This is a genomic window from Aeromonas sp. ANP5, from assembly GCF_963870295.1.
Classification (GTDB): Bacteria; Pseudomonadota; Gammaproteobacteria; order Enterobacterales; family Aeromonadaceae; genus Aeromonas; species Aeromonas veronii.
Genome location: NZ_CAWMRY010000003.1, coordinates 211,303 through 233,186, shown reverse-complemented (window position 1 = coordinate 233,186; position 21,884 = coordinate 211,303). Strand labels below are relative to the sequence as shown.

Annotated in this window: 21 protein-coding genes; 8 read left to right on the top strand and 13 right to left on the bottom strand. The window is 59.1% G+C overall.

What is annotated here, in order from left to right:
- Positions 1-69: 69 nt before the first annotated feature.
- Both fis and dusB read right to left on the bottom strand, forming a co-directional pair.
- Positions 70-366, bottom strand: coding sequence for a DNA-binding transcriptional regulator Fis (fis, locus tag AACT07_RS03560; protein ID WP_005309538.1), 297 nt, complete (start codon positions 364-366; stop codon positions 70-72).
- A gap of 26 nt (positions 367-392) precedes the next feature.
- Complete coding sequence (gene dusB, locus AACT07_RS03555) at positions 393-1,358, bottom strand: tRNA dihydrouridine synthase DusB (RefSeq protein WP_019445016.1); 966 nt, start codon at positions 1,356-1,358, stop codon at positions 393-395.
- Between the two features lie 292 nt (positions 1,359-1,650).
- On the opposite strand from dusB, the gene AACT07_RS03550 reads away from it, so the two are divergent.
- The 4 genes from AACT07_RS03550 to AACT07_RS03535 all read left to right on the top strand — a co-directional run bounded on the left by AACT07_RS03550 (position 1,651) and on the right by AACT07_RS03535 (position 6,476).
- Complete coding sequence (locus AACT07_RS03550) at positions 1,651-3,048, top strand: TolC family protein (RefSeq protein ID WP_069526610.1); 1,398 nt, start codon at positions 1,651-1,653, stop codon at positions 3,046-3,048.
- 73 nt (positions 3,049-3,121) lie between these two features.
- A complete protein-coding gene (locus AACT07_RS03545) occupies positions 3,122-4,126 on the top strand; it encodes an HlyD family secretion protein (RefSeq protein WP_083249907.1) in 1,005 nt (334 codons plus the stop codon).
- Entirely contained in the window at positions 4,126-5,280 is a 1,155-nt protein-coding gene (locus AACT07_RS03540; protein WP_069526609.1) for an ABC transporter permease, read from the top strand. Before AACT07_RS03545 ends, AACT07_RS03540 begins: the two co-directional genes overlap by 1 nt.
- Positions 5,280-6,476 (top strand): ABC transporter permease, encoded by a 1,197-nt coding sequence (locus AACT07_RS03535; RefSeq protein WP_069526608.1) that lies wholly within the window; start codon positions 5,280-5,282, stop codon positions 6,474-6,476. Before AACT07_RS03540 ends, AACT07_RS03535 begins: the two co-directional genes overlap by 1 nt.
- Positions 6,477-6,586: 110 nt before the next feature.
- On the opposite strand, the gene AACT07_RS03530 is transcribed toward AACT07_RS03535, so the two are convergent.
- The 3 genes from AACT07_RS03530 to AACT07_RS03520 all read right to left on the bottom strand — a co-directional run bounded on the left by AACT07_RS03530 (position 6,587) and on the right by AACT07_RS03520 (position 8,980).
- The gene (locus AACT07_RS03530; RefSeq protein WP_069526607.1) at positions 6,587-7,222 is read right to left on the bottom strand and encodes an SDR family oxidoreductase; all 636 of its coding nucleotides are present in this window, start codon (positions 7,220-7,222) and stop codon (positions 6,587-6,589) included.
- A 133-nt stretch (positions 7,223-7,355) separates the two neighbouring features.
- Positions 7,356-8,210, bottom strand: a complete 855-nt coding sequence (locus tag AACT07_RS03525; protein ID WP_005349200.1) for a DnaA ATPase domain-containing protein — start codon at positions 8,208-8,210, stop codon at positions 7,356-7,358.
- Positions 8,211-8,281: 71 nt separating this feature from the next.
- On the bottom strand, positions 8,282-8,980 hold the full coding sequence (locus tag AACT07_RS03520; RefSeq protein WP_069526606.1) for a DnaT-like ssDNA-binding domain-containing protein: 699 nt from the start codon (positions 8,978-8,980) through the stop codon (positions 8,282-8,284).
- Between the two features lie 240 nt (positions 8,981-9,220).
- Between AACT07_RS03520 and AACT07_RS03515 the strand changes: the two genes are divergently transcribed.
- Entirely contained in the window at positions 9,221-10,192 is a 972-nt protein-coding gene (locus AACT07_RS03515) for a response regulator (protein WP_069526605.1), read from the top strand.
- A gap of 74 nt (positions 10,193-10,266) precedes the next feature.
- Here the strand turns inward: AACT07_RS03515 and AACT07_RS03510 are convergent, their stop codons facing one another.
- The 5 genes from AACT07_RS03510 to AACT07_RS03490 all read right to left on the bottom strand — a co-directional run bounded on the left by AACT07_RS03510 (position 10,267) and on the right by AACT07_RS03490 (position 17,022).
- Positions 10,267-11,664, bottom strand: coding sequence for a peptide MFS transporter (locus tag AACT07_RS03510; protein WP_047436211.1), 1,398 nt, complete (start codon positions 11,662-11,664; stop codon positions 10,267-10,269).
- Between the two features lie 213 nt (positions 11,665-11,877).
- Positions 11,878-12,789, bottom strand: a complete 912-nt coding sequence (gene galU / locus AACT07_RS03505) for a UTP--glucose-1-phosphate uridylyltransferase GalU (protein ID WP_005339121.1) — start codon at positions 12,787-12,789, stop codon at positions 11,878-11,880.
- 96 nt (positions 12,790-12,885) lie between these two features.
- A complete protein-coding gene (locus AACT07_RS03500) occupies positions 12,886-13,206 on the bottom strand; it encodes a ComEA family DNA-binding protein (protein WP_069526604.1) in 321 nt (106 codons plus the stop codon).
- Between the two features lie 377 nt (positions 13,207-13,583).
- Complete coding sequence (gene pta, locus AACT07_RS03495; RefSeq protein ID WP_005339119.1) at positions 13,584-15,764, bottom strand: phosphate acetyltransferase; 2,181 nt, start codon at positions 15,762-15,764, stop codon at positions 13,584-13,586.
- A 55-nt stretch (positions 15,765-15,819) separates the two neighbouring features.
- Positions 15,820-17,022, bottom strand: coding sequence for an acetate kinase (locus AACT07_RS03490; RefSeq protein ID WP_005349210.1), 1,203 nt, complete (start codon positions 17,020-17,022; stop codon positions 15,820-15,822).
- Positions 17,023-17,326: 304 nt separating this feature from the next.
- On the opposite strand from AACT07_RS03490, the gene yfbV reads away from it, so the two are divergent.
- The gene (yfbV, locus tag AACT07_RS03485; RefSeq protein WP_005339116.1) at positions 17,327-17,767 is read left to right on the top strand and encodes a terminus macrodomain insulation protein YfbV; all 441 of its coding nucleotides are present in this window, start codon (positions 17,327-17,329) and stop codon (positions 17,765-17,767) included.
- Positions 17,768-17,826: 59 nt separating this feature from the next.
- On the opposite strand, the gene AACT07_RS03480 is transcribed toward yfbV, so the two are convergent.
- From AACT07_RS03480 to AACT07_RS03470, 3 genes are all read right to left on the bottom strand, one after another.
- On the bottom strand, positions 17,827-18,327 hold the full coding sequence (locus AACT07_RS03480; protein ID WP_005341125.1) for a YfbU family protein: 501 nt from the start codon (positions 18,325-18,327) through the stop codon (positions 17,827-17,829).
- 163 nt (positions 18,328-18,490) lie between these two features.
- On the bottom strand, positions 18,491-18,955 hold the full coding sequence (bcp, locus tag AACT07_RS03475; protein ID WP_069526603.1) for a thioredoxin-dependent thiol peroxidase: 465 nt from the start codon (positions 18,953-18,955) through the stop codon (positions 18,491-18,493).
- Positions 18,956-18,979: 24 nt separating this feature from the next.
- A complete protein-coding gene (locus AACT07_RS03470) occupies positions 18,980-19,513 on the bottom strand; it encodes a glycine cleavage system protein R (RefSeq protein ID WP_064337273.1) in 534 nt (177 codons plus the stop codon).
- Between the two features lie 205 nt (positions 19,514-19,718).
- Between AACT07_RS03470 and dapA the strand changes: the two genes are divergently transcribed.
- Both dapA and bamC read left to right on the top strand, forming a co-directional pair.
- The gene (gene dapA / locus AACT07_RS03465; protein ID WP_069526602.1) at positions 19,719-20,606 is read left to right on the top strand and encodes a 4-hydroxy-tetrahydrodipicolinate synthase; all 888 of its coding nucleotides are present in this window, start codon (positions 19,719-19,721) and stop codon (positions 20,604-20,606) included.
- Positions 20,599-21,726: an outer membrane protein assembly factor BamC gene (bamC, locus tag AACT07_RS03460; RefSeq protein ID WP_047436190.1), complete on the top strand. Its 1,128-nt coding sequence runs from the start codon at positions 20,599-20,601 to the stop codon at positions 21,724-21,726. Before dapA ends, bamC begins: the two co-directional genes overlap by 8 nt.
- Positions 21,727-21,884: the final 158 nt, after the last annotated feature.

Below are 21,884 nucleotides of genomic sequence, written 5' to 3'. Positions count from 1 at the left end.
GCGCCAGGTATTGCTACCTGGCGCCTTTCGCATCTGCCTTGAACCGCCGTCGCGGCTCGCGGCCAGCAATCAGTTCATGCCGTAACGCTTGAGCTTCTTGCGCAGGGTGCCACGGTTGATACCCATCATCACGGCAGCGCGAGTCTGGTTACCACGGGTGTACTGCATGATCACGTCCAGCATCGGCGCTTCGACTTCGGAGAGAACCATATCGTACAGATCAATCACTTCCTGACCGTTCAACTGGGCCAGGTAGTTACGCAGGGCCTGTTGCACAGAGTCACGCAGGGGGCGCTGGGTCGGCTCGGCAGCGTGATTGTGAGTAGTTGTTACCAATGCATCAGAAGTCAGGGTTTGTTCGAACATATTCGGTCGGCTCTTTAGTTATCTTGTTAACCTAATCCATCGAAATACGCTTCGAGTGCCTCAAGTTGCGCGTCTGCGCAATCCAGGGCATTGAAGTGCTTACGGAATTCTCGGCCCGTCTCTTCTTCATCCAGATACCAGCCCACGTGTTTACGGGCTATGCGCGCTCCCAGATATGCACCATAAAACCGGTGCAGGTTGGTTACATGCTCGTTCATCAGGGTGCGAACCTCTTCCCTCTCGGGAGGCGGCAGCTTGGTGCCCGTCTCAAGAAAATGACGGATTTCCCGGAAAATCCAGGGTCGTCCTTGCGCAGCTCGGCCGATCATCACGGCGTCAACGCCGGTATAGTCGAGGACATACCGGGCTTTCTCCGGGCTGTTGATGTCACCATTGGCGACAACAGGAATCGATACGGCCTGCTTAATCGCCCTGATCGTGTCGTACTCCGCTTCGCCCTTGTAGAGGCAGGCACGGGTACGACCATGCACGGCAAGGGCCGCGATACCGCAATCTTCGGCGATTCGGGCGATCTCCACGCCATTGCGGTTATCCGGATCCCATCCTGTGCGGATCTTCAAGGTGACAGGCACCTCCACTGCATCCACCACGGCCCGGCAAATTGCTTTGACCTGATCGGGGGCACGCAGCAGGGCAGAACCTGCCAACTTCTTATTCACTTTTTTTGCCGGACATCCCATGTTGATGTCGACGATCTGTGCGCCCTGCTCCACGTTGTAGCGGGCAGCAAACGCCATCATCTCGGGGTCGGCTCCGGCAATCTGGACCGATCGCAATCCGCCTTCTGCAGAGTGATCCATCCTCATCCGGGTTTTCTGGGTATCCCAGACATCCGGGTTGGCCAGCAGCATCTCGGAAACGGCCATGCCAGCCCCCAATCGCAAACAAAGTTCACGGAATGGTCGGTCAGTTACACCGGCCATGGGAGCCACAATCAAGGGAGTTTCAAGCGTGTGGGGACCTATCTGCATTCCACGGTTACCATCGGCTTAGGGCGGCGTATATTACGCATTTTTTAGGCAGGAGAAAAGGTTAGTATTTGAGCGTCAGCCATTTTTTTCTGAAAAAAACGTCGCGCCAAGGCTTGCAAATTCTGGAGTTATTGAAAAACGGCCAGATTGCCGGAGACTGATCGCTGTACCATTCGGGTCGGACACCTGCATAATTGTCAGTCCACTTGCAGGCCCGCTTTGCGTTATGATAGCGGGCTTAAGTCGAGCAAATGCTCCAAACATTTATGCAACAAAAGCGGATTGGGGATCTATGACGTCAAGGTTCATTAAATCACTCTGGCCGTGTCTGATGGGGGCCGTGCTGGGGTCGGCGCAGGCGCAAACCATCAGTTTTGGCGAAGCCTGGACCCGGGTCATCCAGCAGGATGAAGGGCTGGCTGCCGAGCAGGCCGGGGTCGATCGGGCCAAGCAGCTGCGCGAGGCGGCCAAGGACATGTATCTGCCCAAGGTCGATGTGGGGGCCAGCTATACCCATCTTGATCAGCCGATTGAACTTGATGCCCTCGATCTCAATCCGCTGGCCAAGCAGAAAGATCTGATCCTGGCGCTCGGCAGCCTGTTCGGGGTCGGGGCCAACGCATTTGTCACCCCCTTGACCAAACAGAATGTGGTGACCAGCTCGGTCAAGATGCTCTGGCCGCTGTTTGCCGGTGGTCGCATCGATGCGGCGCAGGATATCCGCCAGGCGCAGGTGAGCGAGGCGCAGCAGCTGCTGGTGCTCAAGCAGCAATCCACCTTCGAGAGCCTCTCCCAGACCTATTTCGGCGTGGTGCTGGCTGCTCAGGTGGTGCAGACCAAGCAGGAGATCGAAGAGGGGCTGGCCCACCATCTGGAGCACGCCAAGAAGCTAGAAGCGCAGGGCCAGATCGCCAGGGTGGAGCGCCTCTCCGCTCAGTCGGCCTATGATCGGGCCCGCATCGATACCCAGAAGGCGCGTCGCAGCCTCGAGATCGCCGAGCTGGCCCTAGGCCGCATGCTGAAATTGCCAGATGCCCAGCCGGGCAGCAGCTTGTTCGTCAACAAGGATCTGCCGCGCCTTGAGGGGTTGGTGAGCCAGACCCTGGAGGTGCACCCCGGTCTCAAGCTGCTCAGTGCTAAGAAAGAGCAGGCCAAGGGGCTGATCCGGGTCGAGCAGGGCAAATATGCCCCCGAGGTGTTCCTGTTCGGCAATTACAACCTCTATGAAGATGATTCACTCGCCTCCAAGACCGCGCCGGACTGGCTGGTGGGGGTGGGGGTCAGCATGCCGCTGGTGAGCCGCGATGGCCGCTCCGAGACGGTGCAGGCCGCCAAGAGTGCCGAGCTGCAGGTCAATCTGCTGCAGGCCAAAACTCGCGATGATCTGAAGCTGCTGGTGGAGAAGACCTGGCGCGAAGCGGCGCAGGGGCTGGAGGAGTATCAATCCCTCTCTTCCACCCAGGCGTTGGCAGAGGAGAACGTGCTGCTGCGGGACAAGGCCTTTGGGCAGGGTCTCTCTACGTCACTCGATGTGGTGGATGCCCAGAACCAGCTGGCAGGAGTCAAGACCCAGCGTGCGGCGGCGGCTTATCAATATGTGGTGTCGCTGGCCCGCCTGCTGGCACTCTCCGGCCAGATGAACAGTTTCAATCAATATCAGCACGGTCAGGTGATCGAGGTGAACTCATGATCGCACTCCAGTCCGTTCCTTTTTCTATCTCTGTTTCGACCGCCAAGGGTCGCCCGTTTGTCGAGGTGAAGTGATGAGCCATCCCCCCATCAAAAAGAAGATGAGCCAGGGTAAACCGCTGTTGTTGCCGCTGGCGCTGGTGATCCTGGTGGTCTGGCTCGGCTGGCGCTTCTGGCTCGCCTATCAACCCGAGCCGGTGCATCTGCAAGGGCAGATTGAGGCACAGCAATATTCGGTCTCCTCCAAGGTGCCGGGTCGCATCGACGAGGTGCTGGTGAAAAAGGGCGATCAGCTGGCCAAGGATCAGCTGGTCTTTACCCTGGCGAGCCCCGAGATCGAAGCCAAGCTGAGCCAGGCCAAGGCCGGTGAGGCCGCTGCGGGCGCCATGGCGCAAGAGGCCGAGAAAGGGGCCCGAGCCCAGCAGATCGCCGCTGCCAAGGATCAGTGGCAAAAAGCCAAGGCTGCCGCCCAGCTGCGTGGCAAGACCTATGAGCGGGTTGCCAGTCTGCACCGCGACGGCGTAATGCCGCTGCAAAAACGCGATGAGGCCTGGACCGCTTGGCAAGCCGCCCGCTACAGCGAAGGGATGGCGTGGCAACAGTACCAGATGGCGCTGGAAGGGGCGCGGGAAGAGACCAAGATCGCCGCCCGTGAGAAGGCCAAGATGGCGGCGGGTTCTGTTGCCGAGGTAGAGGCCTATCTGGCCGATACCCGCATCACCAGCCCCCACAATGGTGAAGTGAGTCAGGTGTTGCTGCGCAGCGGCGAGCTGGCGCCCCAAGGTTTCCCGGTGGTGACCCTGCTTGATATGAGCGATGCCTGGGCACAGTTCCACGTTCGCGAGGATCTGCTGCCCCGTTTCCCGGTCGGTACCGAGTTCGATGCCCGCATCCCGGGCCTTGGCGATCAGACCGTGCGCTTCAAGGTGACCCATGTGGCCGTGATGGGTGATTTCGCCACTTGGCGTGCCACCGATACCCGCCAGGGTTTCGATATGAAGAGCTTCCAGGTGGAGGCGCGTCCGCTGCAACCGGTTGAGGGGCTGCGGGTTGGCATGAGTGTGCTGGTTGAACTCTGATGGGACGTGAATTTCGGCTGCTGTGGCAGGATCCGTTCAGCCGTGCCCTGATGAGCTGGGTACCGCTGCTGCTGATGGGGATCCTCTGCTGGATATTCTCGGCAGGGCTTGCTCGCGACCTCAAGGTTGGGCTGGTGGATCTCGACCACAGCGTGCTCTCGCGCCAGCTCGCCTTCTCGCTGGATGGCTCGGCCGGGCTCAAGGTGGCGCAACAGTTTGACTCCATCGATGCCGGTGCCCGAGCCCTGCGCGGTGGCGACATCTATGCGCTGGTGGTGATCCCCAACCATTTGGAGCGGGATGCCCGTCAGGGCACCCAGCCGCAGGTGACGGTGTTCAACAACGGCCAGTTCATCCTCATCGCCAAGCTGGTCAACTCGGCGCTGGCGCAGGTGGTCGGGACTCTCAATGGTCAGGTGGGCGTGCTGGAGGCTATGGCCGATGGCAAGGCGCTGCCCGGCGCGCTCGGGCAGTCGGTGCCTATCAGCAGTCAGGTCACTGCGCTCTATAACCTCAACTCCAGCTATGCCCAGTTTCTGCTGAGTGCCATTCTGCCCGCGGTGTGGCAGATCCTGGTGGTGCTGTTCGGCCTCAATGCGCTGGCCCGTACCGATCGGTTGGGGCTGGACTGGACCACTCGCGGTGTCTGGTTTGGCCTCTGGCGCACCCTGCTGCCTCACATGTTGATTGGCTGGGGGTGGGGAATTGTCTGGACACTGCTGCTGTTCAAGGGTTTCTCCTACCCGATGCACGGCAGCTGGCTGGTGCTGGTGGTGGGTCTGGGGCTCGCCTCGGCGGCCTGCGTCACCATGGGGGCCTTTTTCTACGGCATCATTCGGGATCCGGCCCGTGCCCTGTCGCTGGCGGGGGCTTACACTGCGCCCGGTTTCGCCTTTATGGGGGTCACCTTTCCGGTGAGCGCCATGGGGGATTTCGCCCGCTTCTGGCGCAGCCTGTTGCCGGTCTCTCACTATGTGGAGCTGCAGATTGGTCAGAGCAACTACGGTCTGCCTCTCGCATCGGCGTTGCCGCAACTGGGGGCGCTGCTGCTGTTTCTGCTTCCCTTGCTGCTGGTGGTACGTCGTTACAAGCAGCAGGCCGAGCTGGCCCGTCAATCAGCCGCAGTGGCGAGCGCCGAAAAGGAGCCTGAGTGATGCTGGGATTTGTCGATCTGTTGCGCCTAGAGCTGCGCACCCTGCTGGCGGATCGCGCCATCATGCTCACCCTGTTTGGCGGGGTGATCTTCTACTCGTTTCTCTATCCCCAGCCCTATCTGCATCAGCTGCCGCGGGAAGAGGCGGTGGTGGTGGTCAACGAGGATGGCAGTCAGTTGTCCCGTCAGCTGGAGTTTATGGCCGATGCCACGCCGCAGGTGAAGCTGGTGGCGCGGGCCAATTCGCTGGCCGAGGCGCGCCAGCTGATGATGGCCGGGAAGGCGAGCGGGATCCTGCATATCCCCAACCACTTCTATCGGGATCTGATGTTGGGCAAGAGCGTCACCCTGAGTTATGCCGGTGATGCCTCCTACTTTCTGGTCTACGGTACCATTGCCGAGGGGCTGGCGCAGGCCGGCGGCACTCTCGCCGCGCAGGTGAAGGTGGCGCGGTTGTTGAGCCACGGCGAGGCGCTGCCACAAGCGGCCATGGGCTGGAATGCGGTGGCCCTCAACGTGGTGCCGGTGTTCAATCCCACCATGGGCTACGTCAACTACGTGGTGCCGGCGGTATTTGTGCTGATCCTCCATCAGGTGTTGCTGATGGGGGCGGGGATCCTGGGGGCGACCCAGAACCAGCGCAGTTGTCGCGGCGAGCATGGTTACTGGCAAAGCGCGCCTGTATTGCCGCTGCTGCTGGCCAGAACCCTGGTACTGGCGGGGTTGTTCCTGCTGCCGGTGAGCTACTTCCTCGGCTTCTGCTTCGATCACTACAATATCGCTCGTCATGCTGACCCTGTGCAGCTTTGGCTGTTCGCCCTGCCGTTCCTGCTGGCGACCTGCTGGTTCGGGATTGTGCTGGGGGCGATCTTTACCCGGCGGGATCTGCCCACTCAGGTAGTGCTGATCTCCTCCCTGCCGCTGGTCTTTCTGGCGGGCTTTATCTGGCCGCTCGAGCTGATCCCGGCGCCCCTCAACTGGCTGGCTCAGTGGGTGCCCACTATCCCCGCCATCGAGGGTTTTCTGCGCCTCAACCAGATGGGGGCCGACTTTGCGCAGGTTGCCCACTACTGGTGGCAGTTGTGGGGACTGGCGCTGCTCTACGGCGTGCTGGCCTGCCTGCTGCTGCGCCAGCGGCAGCAGTCGCTGCTAGGTGCTCGTCCGTCAGTCGTGCTGGGTGAAACATCCGCCGGTTAAACGGGATAGGGCAAGCGCCCGTGAGATGGCGTGTGCGGCAAAGCGAAAACGGTCAGCCCTTGGGCTGACCGTTTTGTCATGTGGTGGGGTTAAGCGGTTTTACTGCTGCTTTAGCCACGCTGGAGCGTGGGATCCCCGATGGCGTAGATCTGCCCCACTGCCGTCTCATCCGCCAGCAGACGCAGCCCTTGGGCGGCCACATCTGCGCGGCGCACCAGTCCGTGTACCTCCTTGCCCTGACTTAGCTCGGCGCGGCCGGTGGCGTCGCCATCCTGCAGGCCCGCCGGGCGCAGAATGGTCCATACGAGGGAGCTGGTCTGCAGCCAGCTCTCCGCCAGACTCTTGAGACGTACCTCGTGACCGAAGGCGGCGCGGGCCCGCTCCGGTAGATACTGCCAGCTGTCGCCACAGCCGAGGGAGGTGACCAGCAGCAGCCGTTTCAGGCCTGCCTGCTCCATGGCATCGATTACATGGCGGTTGCCCTGATAGTCCACCGGCGCGGCCTGACGGAAGCTGCCGAGGGTAGAGACGACTTGTGCATCTTGCCCTGCCCGGACACATGCCTGCTGCACCGCAGCCAGATCCAGCGCATCCCCTTCGATCACCTCGACTCCCAGCGCACTCAGTTCTGTGGCCATCTCGGGGTTGCGCACCAGCGCAACGACCCGATGGCCCTGGCTCAGTGCGTGGTGAGTAAAGGCGCGGCCCAGCCCGCGGCTGGCTCCGAAAATCAGTGTGGTTGGCATAGATGAGCTCCTTTGGCAAAAGGGGCTAGCCTAGTGGCTTGTTCGCCTGCTGTAAATGAGAGTTGTTTCTATTTGTGAGTCAGCAAGGAGGAGAAGGTGCGAGCCGTCAGCGACTCGCACTCTTTGAGAGGCATCAGCCGTTGTAGTTGCCGATGCTGGGGCGACGGCTGGGGCCGCTCAGGTGGATATCCACCGGATTGAACGCCTTGATCGCCTCATAGCTGAAATCACCGATCGCCTGATGCAGGCTCTGTGGTGTGTGGTTGGTGATGATGATGACGCTCTTTGACAGGTTGCGGCGACGGCGCAGCAAGTGGCCGAGGAAGCTGGACTGGCTCTCCGCCATTTTGGCGCGGTTGGCCGATACCTCGTCGATGATCAGCAGATCCACCTCTTCCAGCGCGCGGCGGTACTGGTTGCGCTCGTCCTGATCGGGGATCACGTTGAAGAACAGCCGATCGACGATGGAGGCCCACTGCTGGAAGATCACCGATTTCTGGTGACGGGCGATCAGCTCATGCGCTACCGCCCCCGCCAGGGTTGACTTGCCGGTGCCGTAGTCGCCGTAGATGAGCATGCAGCCGCCACCGCTCTTCTCCCAGTGCTCGAAACCGCTGATAAAGTAACGGGCTGTTTCGATGGGATATTGCAGCGCCGGGTCACCGGCATCCATCTTGTCAAATACCCAGTCAGGGTTGAGGTCGGCCTGGGCGATCAGCTTCTGGATCCGCTCCTGACGGGCTGCCTTCTGCAGCTCGCGCACCTCGGCGTTGGCCTTGGCGTCATACTCCTTGCGCAGGGTCTCGTAGTCATACTGGCCGCCGCCGGTCTCTTGTTGCAGGCGACGAATGCGCTCCAGCAGGCCACCCACATGGCGGCTCAATTCCGGGTCGTGAATGCGGTGATCCTGCTTGGCCTTGGCGATCTTCTGGCGCTTGGCTTCGATCTCTTCCAGCTCCTGGCGCAGGGGATCTTGCGGGTCAGTCATGGAATGCTCCTTCTGCTCGATCAGGGATGGGTAGACAAGGGGTTGATTCTGCCTGCAGGCGGGGGCCGCTATCAATCATTATCCGGCTCCTGCTGCGCTGCGGGTTCTTGAGTCTGCTGTTGGGCCAGTCTCTTGGCCTCTTCGATCATCTGCTGTGCCCGTTTGCTGGGGCCCGACTCTGCCGGGGCCGACGTCACCTGCTGGTAGCCCTGCACCTCCATCGGTTTGCGACGGGTATAGCGGCGGGTCTTGAGGGCGCGAATGAACTTGAGCATCCATTGATGCTGGGAGTCGAACACCTCGGGGCGCCCCAGCCAGTAGGCGATAAACTCCCCCAGATCCTCTTCGCTATAGCTGGCATCGATCACCCCGCACAGACGGGCGAGGGCGGGCAGCTCCTCGTCCGGTCGCCACTGCAAATGCATCTGGAAGGGGCGCTCCGGCAGCGGGCTGCGCAATTTCTGGGTCAGCAGTGGCAATTGGAACGGGCACTGATGGTAGTGCTCACTCTCGGGCTGTGCCTCGACCTGCAGCAGGCCCGCCTCCATCAGTTCATCGAACAGCTCGGTGAGCTGGCGGGCATTGACCTGAAACGAAAAGCCGCAGGGATCGCCCGGATCGGCCACTGCCAGCGCCCGACCCAGCTCGGGATAGTTGAGCCTGGCAGCCTGATTTTCCAGCACCAGTCGGCGCAGCTGCAGGGTATAGAGACTACGAGCCGGATGGGACAATCTGGGGTGGGCAAGGGCGCTGTATTCGGCTGGGGTCATGGTCTTCTTCACGAGCTGGAGTGGGGGGCATTATCCCTTATGGCGTCCACTTGCACAATTCGGATGGCGGTCGTAGTCGTGGGGCCACCCAAGCGAATAGAGCTGCGCGGGCGGATAGGGTTCTCTTGATGCCATCGTATGATCGAGGTCTACTTTTGACGCAGGGTTTCCGCGCTGACCGCACTTTTGAGCTAGTCTTAATGCCTAAATAACCAATTGACTAATAAGAGCTTTATCAAGATGTCAAAAGCCGGGCTACGGATCCTGGTGGTGGAGGACGAGGTCGTTTTTCGCCACTCGTTAGTGAGTTACCTCGCACGGGACGGGGCAACGGTGTTTCAGGCCGAAGACGGAATCGAGGGTCTGTCGGCCGCTGCTCTCTACCATCCCGATGTGGTGCTCTGCGATCTCAATATGCCCAATATGGATGGCCACGAGGTGATCGCCTGTCTCTCTGCGCGCTATCCCCATATTCCGGTTATCGTCATTTCGGCCCAGAGCACCATGGAGGCGGTCGCCAGCGCCTTGCGTGCCGGTGCGCGGGACTATCTGCTCAAACCCCTCGAGGATTACGCGCTGGTCGAGCGCAGTATCGAACAGTGTCTCAACGGCAGCGTCAACCGGGCGCAGCAGCTGGAGCTGATGGATCACATCGACTATTTCAGTGCCCATGACAAGGCGGCCAGCCGCCTGCTGGCGGGGCTCAAGCCGCCGAGCTTGCAGGAGTGGGGCCCCTGGCAGGTCACGTTCAAGGGGCTGGGGCAGTTGTTTATTCCCGATACCTTCAAGGTGGAAGACAAGCTGCTGGTGCTGGTGATGGAGCTGCCGATCATGGGGACGGATGCGGCATTTTGTGGGGCACTGGTGCGCTCCTTGATGAACGTCCCCTATCGCCAGTTTCAGCAGAACGAGAGCCGGTTGCTGAGCCAGCCGCACCGGTTGCTCGACTACCTCAACCATCAGTTGATGGCGTCCGGGCTTCGCCACTCTTTTGCCATGGCGGCGCTGCTGTTTGATCAGCATGATGGGCTGGTGTTTGCCAACGCAGGGCTCACCTCTCCCCACTGGCTGATGCGCTCCGGCGGCCTACCCCTTGGTCTGATGCGCAGCAGCCACTACGCCCTGCACAAACGCAGCTGGCATGAACCGTTCGCCCTGCAGTTTCGCAGCGACAGCGGCGGCTCGCTGGATGTGCAGGTTCGTCATCACTGATGCCGCCTGATAAACAGGCCAAAACAAACAGGGCGCCGATGGGCGCCCTGTTTGTTGTTTACAATCCTGACCGTTTAGACGGTGGCGGAGTGCAGTTTCTTCTCTTGAGCTTGCGGCTCTTTGGCCGGGCCTTCGGCACCGTGCATCCAGTAAACCAGGCGGTTTGCCATGGTCAGCAGGATCAGGGCGCTCAGTACCGCCGCCAGGGCGATGCCACCGAAGATGGCGATCGGGCCGGCTTCACCCACGAAGGAGCCGATAAAGCCCGCAGCGTAGTTGGCCAAGGCAACGAAGCCAAACCAGGCACCCATCATCAGGGAAGCCAGACGCAGCGGAGCCAGCTTGGTCACCATGGAGAGGCCAATCGGGGAGAGGCAGAGCTCACCCAGAGTGTGGAACAGGTAAGCACCTACCAGCCAGAACATGGAGGTCTTGACGGTGTTGTCACCACCCTGCTGCAGCACGGCACCGACCATGAACAGGAAGCCGATAGCCAGGAACAGCAGACCCATGGCGAATTTCACCGGAGAGTTCGGCTCTTTCTTGCCGAGCTTGATCCAGATGGCCGCAACGACCGGTGCCAGAGTGATGATGAAGAAGGGGTTCAGGGACTGGAACCAGGCGGTCGGCACTTCGAAGCTGCCGATCATGCGGTCGGTATACTCCTGGGTGTAGAGGTTCATCAGACCACCGGCCTGCTCGAAGCCGGCCCAGAAGATGATGGTGAACAGACCCAGTACCAGAATAACCTTGATGCGATCCACTTCCTGCTTGGTCAGCGGTGCTTTCTGCTCGGTAGTACGCAGGGCTGCTGCGCGCTGGGCGGCAGTGACACGACCGATGTCACCCAGGAAACGTTGGGCCATGGTGGCCTGGATCACCAGAGAGAGCAGCATACCGATACCGGCGCCGACGAAGGCTGCTTGCCAGCCGTAGGCCGTAGCGGCAGCACCACAGATCACACCTGCCAGCAGGGAACCCAGGTTGATGCCCATGTAGAAGATGGTGAAAGCACCATCACGGCGGTGATCGCCCTCTTCATAGAGGTCACCCACCATGGTGGAGATGTTCGGTTTGAACAGGCCGTTACCCACGATCAGCAGCGCGAGGCCCGCGTAGAACATGGTGTTGACCATATCCGGGAACATGGCGTGGGGCAGTGCCAGAGTGAACTGACCTGCGGCCATCAGCACGGCACCGATCAGGATGGCGCGACGTTGACCCAGGAAGGTGTCAGCCAGCCAGCCGCCGATCAGCGGAGTGATATAAACCAGACCGGTATAGATACCGTAGAGTTTGAGGGCATCTGCCTGACTCCAGCCCAGACCGCCGTTGGCAGTCAGGTCGGTCAGATAGAGCACCAGTACGGCACGCATGCCGTAATAGGAGAATCTCTCCCACAGTTCGGTACTAAAGAGCAAAAAAAGCCCTTTAGGGTGACCTAAAAAGGTCCCTTTTGACGGGTTATTCATTGGAACTTCCACCTGTGTCTTATATTTTTTTGAGTTTTTTATGCAAGGGCGAGAAACACGCCTCAATCCTTATAGAGCATGTGTGAATAAATTACAACATTATGATTTGCTGAGAGTTTATTTACTCTTGATTGATTTTTTGTTGCAAAAATGAAAAAGGAGCATCATTTGATGCCCCTTAAATACGTCTATAAAAAACAGATTTATCAGCGATTACAACTGCTTGACGAACTGCTTCAGCCAGCCGATGAATTCACCATTCAGCTCGTGATGGCGCACACCATATTCCACATTGGCTTTCATGTAGCCCAGCTTGCTGCCGCAATCGTGGCTCTTGCCCTTCATGAAGTAGGCGTTGACCTGCTCCTGCTCCATCAGCATGGCGATGGCGTCAGTCAGCTGGATCTCGTCACCGGCGCCGGCAGGGGTTTTTTCCAGCAGCGGCCAGATATTGGAAGAGAGCACATAACGGCCCACTACCGCCAGATTGGAGGGGGCTTCATCACGCGGCGGTTTTTCAACGATCGCCTGCATCGGCAGGGACATCCCCTCGCTCAGGGCCTCGCCCTTGATGTCGGCGATGCCGTACTTGTCCACTTCGCTCTCGGGAACCGCTTCCACCATGATCTGGCTGATCTGGTTCTCTTCGAACATGTGTACCATCTCGGCCAGGTTGTCTTTTTTCGGGTCGCTGGCCACTTCATCAATCAGTACATCCGGCAGCAGCACGGCGAAGGGGTTGTCACCGATCAGCGGGCGGGCGCACAACACGGCGTGGCCCAGACCTTTGGCCTCGCCCTGGCGGACGTGCATGATGGTGACGTCTTTCGGGCAGATCTGTTGCACCTCTTCCAGCAGCTGACGCTTGACCCGCTTCTCGAGGGTCGCTTCCAGTTCGAAACTCTTGTCGAAGTGGTTTTCGATGGAGTTCTTACTCGAGTGGGTGACCAGCACGATCTCTTTGATACCGGCGGCGATGGCTTCGCGCACCACATACTGGATCAGCGGTTTGTCGACCACCGGCAGCATCTCTTTCGGGATGGCCTTGGTGGCTGGCAGCATACGGGTACCCAGACCGGCTACCGGGAGCACGGCCTTGCGAACTGTCAGAGGAGTCTTTTTCATGGAAAACTATCCAGCGGGATTAAAGTGCGGCCATGATACTCCAAGAAAAATGGGGCAGCCACAGGCTGCCCCATTCGTATATGCAGAGCTCGGACGTTATTTGACGATGATCATGTCACGGTTGGCTTCCAGCGTGGCCGGGCCAATGCCATTGACATCCGCCAGCTGATCGACCGAGGTGAACTTTCCCTGTTTTTCCCGATAGTCGACGATGGCTTGTGCCTTCTTGTCGCCAATCCCTTTCAGGCTGGTGAGTTCGGCAAGGGTGGCGGTATTGATATTCAGCTTGCCGGACTCCTTGGCAACCGTGGTCGTGGTTGTTTGCTTGGGCGCTGCCTTATCTACGGCCAGCACAGGTTGGCTGAACAGGGGCAAGCAGGCCAGCAGCATGACAGCAGAGAGCTTCTTCATCAGCATTTCCATTCCTCCATGATGTGGATATTGCCGAGTGGCACATTGATGAATAGCGTATCGAACGGGTCTTTTTCACTGTTATTTCTAACAGGTCAAATCCTCATGCCGATGGCGAAATATTTGCTATAAGCGCTTAGCTATGAATGCCCTCATACATCCAACCTTATGATCTTGAATCTATTTTAGATACATCTTTAAGGTGGCGGGCACGCTTTCCCGCGGCGCTACGCTCGAGACATTTCTGGCACATCACATGGCATTGTTCTGTGCAACACTGCGCTGATGGCATGTTTCACTGGTCTTCAAAAGAGAACCAATAAAAAAGGCTGCTCACCTGGGGTGAGCAGCCTTTGTGATCGGTTTTTTCAGACAGGCACTGATTAGGCTTGTTCGTCAGCCTGGGCAGCCTGGATACCGGTCAGGGCGATGGTGTAGACGATGTCGTCAACCAGGGCGCCACGGGAGAGGTCGTTGACCGGCTTGCGCATGCCTTGCAGCATCGGGCCGATGGAGACCAGGTCAGCGGAACGCTGCACCGCTTTGTAAGTGGTGTTACCTGTGTTCAGGTCCGGGAAGACGAACACGGTGGCTTTACCGGCAACCGGTGAGTTCGGTGCCTTGGACTTGGCCACGTTCTCCATGATGGCCGCATCGTACTGCAGCGGGCCGTCGATGATGAGGTCGGGGCGCTTGGCCTTGGCCAGCTCGGTCGCTTCACGCACTTTCTCTACATCGGCACCGGCGCCAGAGGTACCGGTGGAGTAGGAGATCATGGCGACGCGCGGCTCGATGCCGAACGCGGCAGCAGAGTCGGCGGACTGGATGGCGATCTCGGCCAGCTGCTCGGCAGTCGGATCCGGGTTGATCGCGCAGTCACCGTAGACCAGAACCTGGTCAGGCAGCAGCATGAAGAAGATGGAGGAGATCAGGGAAGAGCCCGGAGCGGTCTTGATGATCTGCATCGGCGGACGGATGGTGTTGGCAGTGGTGTGCACCGCGCCGGATACCAGGCCGTCAACTTCATTGCGCTCCAGCATCATGGTACCCAGTACCACGTTGTCTTCCAGCTGCTCGCGGGCAACCACTTCGGTCATGCCCTTGTTCTTGCGCAGCTCGACCAGACGCGGCACATATCGCTCGCGCACAACGGCCGGATCGATGATCTCGACGCGATCGGTCAGTACCACACCCTGCTGTTCGGCAACGCGACGGATCTCTTCCGGGTTACCCAGCAGTACCGGACGGGCAATGCCACGCTCGGCACAGATGGCGGCAGCCTTGATGGTGCGCGGCTCGTCGCCTTCCGGCAGCACGACACGCTTGTTGGCCTGACGGGCCAGCTCGGTCAGCTGATAACGGAACGCCGGCGGGCTCAGGCGACGGGAACGGGTAGAGCTGACAGTCAGTGACTCGATCCAGTGCTTGTCGATGTGGCCAGCGACGTAGTCCTGTACCAGCTCGATACGCTCGCGGTCATCTTCCGGAATGTCGACGTTGAAGTTCTGCAGGCTGACGGCGGTCTGCCAGGTGTTGGTACCGGTCATCATGATCGGCAGGCCGGTGGCCATGGCCTGTTGGCACAGCGCCATGACCTGCGGCTCCGGATGATAGTTGCCGGTCAGCAGCAGGGCGCCCAGCTTGACGCCGTTCATGGCGGAGAGGCAGGCGGAGACGATGACGTCAGAGCGGTCGCCGGAGGTGACCAGCAGGCTGCCCGGACGGAAGTGCTCGACCATGTTGTGGATGGAGCGGGCACAGAAGGTCACGGTCTGCAGGCGACGGCTGTCCAGCTCACCCTTGTGCAGGATCTTGGCGGCCAGATGCTTGGCGAGATCCTTGGCGCGCGGGGCGATCAGCTGGGTGTTCCAGGGGATGCAACCCAGGATGCGCAGCGGGCTCTTGCCGAACACTTGCAGCACTTCCAGGTTGTGAGCCGCGTCAGAAGCGTGGTGATGGGCTTCGAACATCTCGGTCAGGTCAGGGCGGGTTACGCCATGCTCGTCAACCGGCGCGCCAACCTTGTTGATCACGCAACCAACGATGCGGGGGTTGTTGACACCACCGAAGTTGGAGCAGGCCAGTTCGATGCGCTCTTTCAGCTTCTGGCTGGAGTCATGGCCCGGGTGGGTCACGAATACCATGTCAGCGTCCAGCGCCTTGGCGACGTCGTAGTTAAGCTTGTTGGCAAAGGGCTGCTTGTCGGTCGGCACCATACCTTCGACAACCAGCACTTCGGCACCGCTGGATTTCACGTGCTCTTCGAAGCGGGCAACGATCTCTTCCAGCAGGATATCGGTGTTGCTGGAGCTGATCATGTTCTCGGCGTAGGAGAGGGTGAAGGGCTCGGGCGGATTGATGTTGGCAGCAGCGCGGATAACGGCGGTTGAGCGCTCGGCACCGGTTTCACCCGGACGCGGCTGGGCAACCGGTTTGAAGAAGCTGACATTGACACCGTGACGCTCCATGGCGCGAACAACGCCCAGACTCACGGAAGTTACGCCGACACCAGTGCCGACCGGGATAAGCATAATAGTGCGTGCCACTTTATACCCCTTGTTCATTTTTTGGGATCAGGAAAAGGCCGCCCTGGTGGGCGGCCTCGAGTTACTGCGTCAATTAAGCGCCGACCAGTTCCAGCGCGTCGTGGGCGATAACCCACTCTTCGTTGGTCGGGATAACCAGGGCCTTGGTAGAACCAGCCTTGGTGATCTCGCCACCCTTGCCGAAACGAGCCTTCAGGTTGGCGTCGTGATCAACGTCAAAGCCCAGCAGACCCAGCTTGTTCAGGGTGATTTCACGGATCGGGGCGGAGTTTTCACCGATACCACCGGTGAAAACAACGGCGTCCAGACGACCGTCCATGGCGGCAGCGTAGGCGCCGATGTACTTGGCCAGGCGATAGCAGTAAACGTCCATAGCACGCTTGGCTTCTTCTTTGCTGTCGTAGTTGTCTTCAACGAAACGGCAGTCGGAGGTCACTTCGGTCAGACCCTGCAGGCCGGACTCTTTGGTCAGCATGGTGTTGATATCAGCAACGCTCATGCCCAGCTTGTCGTGCAGGAAGAAGATGATGGCCGGGTCCAGATCGCCGGAGCGGGTACCCATCACCAGGCCTTCCAGCGGGGTCAGACCCATGGAGGTATCAACAGATTTGCCGTTCTTGATGGCGCAGACGGAACCGCCGTTGCCCAAGTGGCAGTTGATGATGTTCAGCTCTTCAACCGGCTTGTTCAGCTGCTTGGCAGCCTCCAGGCTGATGTAGTAGTGGCTGGTGCCGTGAGCGCCGTAGCGACGGATGCCGTTCTCTTTGTAGAGCTTGTACGGCAGGGCGTACAGGAAGGCTTCTTCCGGCATGGTCTGGTGGAACGCGGTATCGAATACGGCCACGTTCTTGTCAGCCAGCGCCGGGAATACGCGGCGAGCTTCACGGATACCGATCAGGTGAGCCGGGTTGTGCAGCGGTGCGTACGGAACGGCGGCTTCGATGCCGGCAATCACGTCTTCGCAGATGACAACGGAAGAGGTGAAGCGCTCGCCACCGTGAACAACACGGTGACCGATGGCGATCAGGTTCTTGGACAGTTCCGGATTGAGCGGCAGGATCTTGTTGACGATGAAGTCCAGCGCTTCCTGGTGAGCGGCACCCGCGCCCAGATCGGCACTGCCTTTCTCGCCATTCAGTTTCCACTTGATGCGGGCGTCGTCGAGGTTGAAGCACTCGGCCAGGCCGGACAGCAGGTCATCACCGGTGGTTGCGTCAATGACGGCAAACTTCAGGGAAGAGCTGCCACAGTTAAGAACAAGAACCAGCTTACTCATGAATAAATCCTATCGCAGATTGGGTTGTGTAGGCGGATGCGTTGGACGCGGTGCGGCCAAAAACTTTCAACTTATCCTTATGAGGGTTGGCAATCTGTTGCTTGCCCCTTGTATAGTGATACAAGACCCGAAATCCAGACGTCCCTGACAGGTCAATAGCAAGAAGCTTTTGACGCAAAAATGGGCGTACAAAGGATAACCCGATTGTTGAAAAATAACAAAGTCATCCTCAACCTTTGTTACTTTGCATCAAATTTTGTCGAGGTTTTGCCGTTAGTACGTTCAAAAAGCGCTCGGAGGTAGTATGAGCATGAACATTTTTGGAACTAAGTTACAGCAAGGCCGCCATTATATGACGCTTTGGCCGCGCCGTCCCGAGCTCAATTCGATGTTTCCTGAAAATCGGGTGATCAAGGCGACCGAGTTCGCCCTCAAGGTGATCCCCGCACTGGCGGTGTTGAGCGTGATGCTGCAGTTCCAGTTTGGCGAGCTGCACTACTGGCCTTCTGTCATCACTTCCGTGCTGTTTCTGCTCAGTTTGCCGCTGCAGGGCTACTACTGGCTCGGCCAGCGTGCCGATACCCGATTGCCCCCGTCGCTGGCGAGCTGGTATCGGGAGATCAACGGCAAGATGAACGAGCAGGGTGGCCGCCGCCAGCTGGTTTCCCAGCCGCGCTATGAAGAGCTGGCCGATACCCTCAAGGCCGCCTTCCAGCAGCTCGATAAATCCTTTCTCTACGAATAACCCGTTTCAGATGCAAAAAGGCGCCAGTGGCGCCTTTTTTGTTGCGGTTGGTATGCGGATCAGGCCGCCAGCACCTTGCGGATCTCCTGGATGGAGAGCTTGTACTGACGTGGACACTGACGCCACACCTGCAGCATCCGCTGGTATTTGTCGCGCATGGCGATGTCGCTGGAGAGCTCGTCGCACGGGCACTTGAGCTCGGGGAAGCGCTTGTCCACCTCCAGCAGGAAGCAGACGTAGTCAGCCAGCTCACGCTCCTGGCTGCGGCTGTAGCCGTTGAACTCCAGCCGACTGGCGTTGATCTCGCCCTGATCGGCTGCATCCAGATTGCCCCATGAGATGGCCAGCGCGTGGTGCAGCTCCAGGGTGTCGATCACCTCTTGGCAGGTTGCCAGATCCAGATGGCCGAAGCTCTTCTCCAGCTCGAGGATCTGCAGGCAGTAGCCGCGCTCGATGATGGTGCTGGCGCGTTGGTAGACGTCCGCTTTCTCCGGATTGAGTTTCGCCAGAATTTCGTACTGGTTGCTCAGGATCAAACGCTCAGTGTTGCTCATGTTCATGGGATATCTCGCTGGAAGATGATTCTGGGGTCACGTTAACCCATATATAAAATGAATTTTTTGATCTGGGCGGGGGAGTTGGTGAGAAAAATCCGCTGGCAAGGGGCGGCTGGCCAGATAAAAAAGGCCTGCATGGCAGGCCTTTCAATGACGCAGGGGAGGGTTATCTCTTGAGGAAATCCAGTACCACCTGATGGTGATCGCTGGTTTTGAACTTGTCGAAGTGGTGGGCAATCTTGCCCTCTTCGTCGATCAGGAAGCTCTGGCGGTGAATGCCGTCATACTCCTTGCCCATAAATTTCTTCGGGCCCCAGACGCCAAAGGCATCCGCGACGGCGTGGTCTTCATCAGCCAGCAGGGTGAAGTTGAGCTGGTCCCGCTCTTCGAACTTTTTCAGCCGTTTGGCCGGATCAGGGCTGATGCCAAGCACCACCACATTGAGGGCGGCCAACTCGGCGTTCACATCGCGCAGGCTGCAGGCCTGGGTGGTGCAGCCGGGGGTCATCGCCTTGGGGTAGAAATAGACCAGCACCTTCTTGCCGCGCAGGCCAGCGAGGCTGACCTGATTGCCATTCTGGTCGGGCAGGGAGAAATCGGGGGCGGGGCTGCCAGCTTGTAGTGGTTGCATGGGGTCTCCTCGGGTAAAACGCCCTCAGGCGTGTTTGCGATTGACGATAAACTCGAACGATTCGGCACCCAGTTGACGACAGAATTCGGCGAAGGCGGTTTGCGAACCTTCCACTTCACCCTCTCTGGCCAGATTGAGCTGAAAACTGATCTTCAGCAGGTTGAACGGCTGCTGCTCCAGGGTCATGGATTGCATCGCCTGAATGTTCCAGCCATGTTCGCTGAAGAACTGGGTGCACTGGCTTACGATGCCGGGCTCGTCGCGGATCAACAGGTCGGCACTGGCGCGGATGTCATACTGCAGGGACTGGTGGCGTTCGGTGCGTTTCATCATGGTGATGAGATCCCACTCCTGGCTACGCAGGGGCAGGCTGATTTCGAGTTGCATCATGCTGTTCCAGTCGCCCGAGAGCAGCATGATAAAGGTAAATTCATTGCCGAAGATGCCAAGGCGGCTGTCCACAATGTTGCAACCACAGCCACTGACGTGGCGGGTCACTTCATTGACGATGCCAGGCCTGTCCGTGCCGATGGCCGTTACGACCAGGTAGTGAGTCATAAATCTTCTCTCGTCCGTTATTTCGTTGCGAAAGCCGCGCTGGCAAGTCAACCCTCCGGCCCTGATGACCACTCCCTGAGGGACGCTGCCGACTTTCGTCCATTACTTTTTGTTCCGGATGGTATCACGGCTTGCCCCCTCTCTCCCTTGTTTTTCAAAGGGGTCAGCTTTACCATTACGCCCCTGAAAATCGGGAGAAAAGTCCATGTTACGCGGTAGTATTGTTGCGCTCGTTACCCCCATGCTGGCTTCAGGTGAAGTCGATTGGGCCAGTCTGGCCAAACTGGTCGACTATCATGTCAGCGCCGGGACCAGCGCCATTGTTGCGGTGGGTACCACAGGGGAATCGGTGACCCTGAGCGAGCAGGAGCATATCGCCGTCGTTGAAAAGACCGTTGAGTATGCCGCCGGACGCATTCCCGTCATCGCCGGTTGCGGCTCCAACAATACTGCCCATGCCATTGAATTGGCAAAGCGACTGGCCAAAACAGGCGTGGTGGCGGGCCTTTCGGTGACTCCTTACTACAACAAGCCCACTCAGGAAGGTCTCTATCGCCACTATTGTGCGATCGCCGATGCTAGTGGTCTGCCCCAAATTCTTTATAATGTGCCCGGTCGCACCTGTTGCGATCTCAAACCGGAGACCGTGGCCCGTCTGGCCAAGGTTCCCGGCATTATCGGTTTGAAAGAGGCAACCGGCGATTTGAGCCGCACTCCGCTGCTGCGCGAGCTGTGCGGGCCGGAGTTTGCTCTCTACAGTGGCGACGATGCCACTGGTTGTGATTTTATGCTGCAAGGTGGCGATGGCGTGATTTCGGTCACCACCAATATTGCAGCGGCCCAGATGGCCGACATGTGTCGTGCTGCGCTGGCCGGTGATGCCGGGCAGGCGCATGACATCAACAATCTCTTGATGCCGTTGCACAAGACTCTGTTCTGCGAACCGAGCCCCACCCCGGTGAAATGGGCCTGTGCCCAACTGGGGTTGATTGCAACAGCCACCTTGCGCCTGCCGCTGGTTGACCTCACCCCCGAGGGCGAACAGCTGATGGCGCGAGCACTGACCACAGCGGAGTTGATGGCGAGTGTTTAAATCTAATGGAAAGGGAAATAGAGCCCGTCTGGTGCTGAGCGTTGCGACTGTGGCCGTCTTGGCCGGTTGCAGCACCCCCCAGGATCGCAAAATGGCCAACCGCGACTTCGGTTATGAAGATGCCCGCCTCGAGGGCCGCGCGTTCTTGATCCCCGCAGGATTGAGTGCCCCCACCTTCAACAGCCAGTACGATATCCCGCCGCTTCCCGAGAGCAGCCGTGAAGGTGCCCTCGGCGCCCAGGTTGATGTGCGCCCTCCCGCTCAACTGCTGACCGTGGTACCGGGCAGTCAGGTGGTGCAGAGCGCAACCGAACCGACCGTTGCCTTCTATGCCCTGAGCACCAGCCAGAGCGTGGAGCGCGATACCTGGTCGTTCCTGATGAACTTCCTGGCCAAATACAAGGTCACCACCGAGAAGCTGGATCAGCAGGATGGCGTATTGCAGACCGGCTGGTTTGACAACACGGTCGCTCTCGATGGCTGGGGTGAAGATGACGAAGACTTCAAAATCCGTCAGCGTTACCAGTTCACCGTACGCAACGACGCCCAGCGCCACGCCGTCAACATGTCGGTCCGGGTGCTGGATCACGAAGAGACCATCGATGGCGAGACCAGTAACAAGCTGACCCCTGCCGATGCCCAGCGCTATGCCGCGCGGGTACTGAACCAGTTCTCTCTCTATTACGACAGCCAGCTGAAAGCCCGCGAGCAGCACAAGTCCAACGATGGCATGGGTCTGCAACTGGGTCTGGACAACAACGAACTGAGCGCCTGGATTGCCGAAGGCTCCTTTGAGCAGGTGTGGCGTCGCCTCAACCAGGTACTGCCCGCTTACGGTTTCACCATCAAGGATACCCAGCAGTCTCTGGGCTGGATCGACGTCGAGTACGAAGAGCCGGGCGCCGAGTTCTGGAAGGCGAAAGGGAGCGAGCCGTTCAAACTGGAGGAGGAGAAATACCGCTTCCAGCTTGGCGAAATGGCGGGAGGCAAGACCTCCATTACCCTGTTCGACAAGGACAAGAAGCCGGTATCGTCCGGGGTTATCTCCCAGATGTATATCAGCCTGTCCGAGGCGTTCGCCAAGGGGCTGGCCGATCAGGCAGCAGCAAAAGCAGAATAAATACAGGGGCCTTGTGCCCCTGTTTTGTTATCTGAATCCCCCTGAAAACGCGGGGATTCCGAGCGGTTTTCGATGATGCGAGCCCCCTTGCCAGCCCGTTGCAAACAGAGCGCGCAGGTGAGGAACTCGCGATGTTTACCCCCCACAAACAGGAAGTG